Below are 3,417 nucleotides of genomic sequence, written 5' to 3'. Positions count from 1 at the left end.
TATTCTTAAAACTTTTAAAATTTTGATCTATTATTACTACTGGTAATCCAAGTGTTTCTTTAACATGTAATATTAAATCTGGCATTATTTTCATCCTAGGAATAGTATAAACCAATATATACTTTTTAGGTAATTTTTTATCAATATTAGAATCTAATTTAAAATCAAAATTTAACCATGACTTTTTAGACAATAATAATGATGGGTCCAAAACATGTTCAGCAAATGGAAATTTATTACGAATTAAGTAATCACAAAAATCTTTTTCCCTAACACTGATTTTATTGAATTTTGAAATTAAACTTAAAAAAACTAACTCTTGATTTTTGGAATAATTATAGGAACCTTTACTAGAAGCATATGAATTAATATTTTTTGACTCTATGTTTTCGAAAAAATATCGTGTGTCAATTTTACTATTATTAGAAATACAGTCAGGATTCCATATCTGGTCTGAACCAGTAAAAAAGTAATCACTTACTGTAACCTCATTGTTAATTTGATCTAAACCTATTATTTTAAATTTTTTTAAAAATAAATTGAACTTTCTAATAAGTAATTTTCTAGAAGATAATCTTAATATATCTTTCCCTACACTAAGGATACTCTTGAAGGTTTTACCAAACCTCACAAGCTTGATTCCTTTATCAATATGATGATTTTTTATATCAACTAGTTCTACTTCACCATAATTCTCAAGAACAGTTTTCAAAGCAAAAGCCTGTAATATAGCTCCTATATTATTTGTCTTAAAAATTGTTATTAATTTAATATTTCTTTTTTTCATAAAATTTTATAAAATGATTCTATTGGTTTTCTTTTTGAATGACATACGGTTGCATTTAACTCTGGTTCTCCAAACGCTAACATCATTAAAACAGAATGATTGTTTTTTATTTTTATTTTACTTCTTAACTTAAGGTCTGTTTTGGGATCTGTACTCCAATTCAAACAACAAGATACAAGTCCAATAGAATGAATCGCATATACTATTGACATTGAATACATACCTCCGTCAATCCAATGCTGATAAGCTTCTTGTCCTGGAACAAAAGCAGAAATATCAGTACAAATAATCATCAAATTTTTCACTTCTTTATTAAAGCCTCTATTACCTGATTGAAGAGACAAAGCTTCGTATATTAAAGACTCATCTTGAATTATATATGTAAACCATTCTTGTCTATTACAAGCGCTTGGAGTTTTAGAGGCTAATGTTACTATTCTTTCTAATGTAGGTAAGTCAATTTTAGAGTCCACAAAACTTCTAAATGAATATCTACTCATAAAAAAATCTTCAGGTGATAAAAAATCTTCAAATGAATTAAATGTATAATTATAATCGAAAGTACCTGAGTTTTTATAGAACTCTCTATCACTCTTTTCAATTTCTGAAATTTGCTGATGACCACCATTATTCTTTTTATGTTCAACAAATTTCTCTAAAATAGCAGTCCCTATTTTATAAGATGGTGACAAGCTATTAATTAATACTTTAGATGACAATAGTTTTTGTAGTAAGATTGCATTATTCCATCCTGAATTTATTTTTTGATTTTTCATACCCATACTTTTCTCTAAAGCATGTGCAGTTTTCATTATATCAAATTCAATTTCTTCAAGTGAAATGTTTCTTCTACCTGAATATTTCCAATAACGTTTGAAATGGTATAAGAAATTAGTTAATGCAATAAATGCTCTATAAGTAGGTTTAAAATTATCTTTGAAGCTCTTCATAAAAATATTTTCTGTATGATATTAGAAGGTAGATATTACTAAACAATGTTGAAATTAATAAACTATAAATTCCAATTAACGGTAAAAAAAATAAGTTTAGGATTAAGTTGATCAGTACCGTAATACCCATATATTTAACTTTTTGTCTGTAATAATGTTTTGTGTAAAGTATTGATCCATAACACAAGGCTAGATATAAAATAATAATATTGGGACTTAATAATATGGAATAAAATGTTAGGTTATATTTATTGTTAAAAACATAAATTTCAATAAAATTAATAGATAGAATAAATATAATGGTAATTATTAAACTAATTAATAATGTAGGTTTAATTATTTTTTTTAACAGAGCCCAATTTTGATCCTGATTAGATTCAGAATTTATAATCATTTTTGGAATCAGGTACTTTTGATAAAGTACTGCTGGTAAAATAAAAGTAACTGAAATTAAAGAATAAGATAAAGAATAATCGGCTAGGATTAATAAATCTCCTTCAAAATATCTGTAAAGTAATTGATCAGATAGATTATAAAACTGTTGAAAAATTAACCCTAAACCAAAGAAGAAACCATATTTTATTAGTTTTTTTGAGTTAATTAAGTTGTTTTTTAAAACTATCTCCCCCTTAATATGTTGCCTAACATTTGTAAGTAATAAAAAAGATATTGCTATTGTGGCTGTAGATGAGTAAAATATTGCTTTGGATAAATCTGTCAACAAAAAATCATTTTTCCCAAAACTAATATAAAGAAGAAAAGATAAAAGACAAAAGCTTTGTAAAAAATGATTAATTGAGAGTAAATTTAGTTTGTTTTTAATCATAAAAATAACATTTGATATTTCAATAAAAACATAACTTAATAAAAAAAATGAAAAACTTTTATATAATTCTGACTCAGCAGCATTACTCATATAAATAGAAAAAACCAATAAAAATACTAAACAAATAAAGTAATAAAATATACTTGAAGAAATTAGAGCTAAGAAAAGCTCAAAAAATTTGTTCTTATTCTTAGCGTAAGCCCTAAGAAATGATTCTCTTAAACCAAAAAAAGAGACAGATTTTAAAATAGTAATTACTATCCACGCACTTGAAAAAATAGCATAAGAATCTTTCTTTAGTTTTATTGCTAATATATAAGTAACTAAAAACATTAACAAAGGATTGATTCCAGATGCTAGTGAAATAAAACTTAAGTGTTTGTATCTAGCAAAATAAGTTGCTAAATCCTTTTTTTTCATAATTTATTTTTCTCTCGACTACCACCGGTAGTCGTCATTATTTTATTATTCCACCGTAACCGACTTCGCTAAATTACGAGGTTGGTCTACATTTTTATTGAGCAGTACCGCGATATGGTAAGACAGTAACTGTAAGGGTATCGTGGTGACCAAAGGACTCAAACATTCTAGGGTTTCGGGGACCTCAATCACATGATCGGCCAATTCTCTCACCGTCGTATCGCCTTCGGTAACAATGGCAATAATCTTCCCCTTTCGCGATTTTATTTCTTGGATGTTGGAAACTGTTTTTTCGTAATGTCCCTTATTAATAGCCACCACAATCACCGGCATATTTTCATCGATAAGAGCAATGGGGCCATGCTTCATTTCGGCGGCGGGATAACCCTCCGCATGGATATAAGAAATCTCTTTTAGCTTTAAAGCACCTTCCA

The 3,417-nt window shown here is 27.1% G+C and carries 4 protein-coding genes; all 4 read right to left on the bottom strand.

The genetic code is table 11. The features are described 5' to 3' along the window. Window positions 1–787, bottom strand: a 787-nt coding sequence (locus ACFDSN_RS11855; RefSeq protein ID WP_375240068.1) for a polysaccharide pyruvyl transferase family protein, incomplete at its 3' end; no start/stop codon positions are given. Then, on the bottom strand, window positions 784–1,737 hold the full coding sequence (locus ACFDSN_RS11850; RefSeq protein WP_375240067.1) for a nitroreductase family protein: 954 nt from the start codon (window positions 1,735–1,737) through the stop codon (window positions 784–786). The genes ACFDSN_RS11850 and ACFDSN_RS11855, both read right to left, overlap by 4 nt. After that, complete coding sequence (locus ACFDSN_RS11845; protein ID WP_375240066.1) at window positions 1,718–2,983, bottom strand: oligosaccharide flippase family protein; 1,266 nt, start codon at window positions 2,981–2,983, stop codon at window positions 1,718–1,720. The genes ACFDSN_RS11850 and ACFDSN_RS11845 overlap by 20 nt, the downstream gene beginning before the upstream one ends. A gap of 45 nt (window positions 2,984–3,028) precedes the next feature. Beyond that, window positions 3,029–3,417: SIS domain-containing protein (locus tag ACFDSN_RS11840; RefSeq protein WP_375240065.1), on the bottom strand; the 389-nt coding region annotated here is incomplete at its 5' end.

It is taken from the genome of Aurantibacter sp., from assembly GCF_042094015.1.
GTDB lineage: Bacteria > Bacteroidota > Bacteroidia > Flavobacteriales > Flavobacteriaceae > Aurantibacter.
This window is presented reverse-complemented; position numbering and strand designations above follow the sequence as displayed.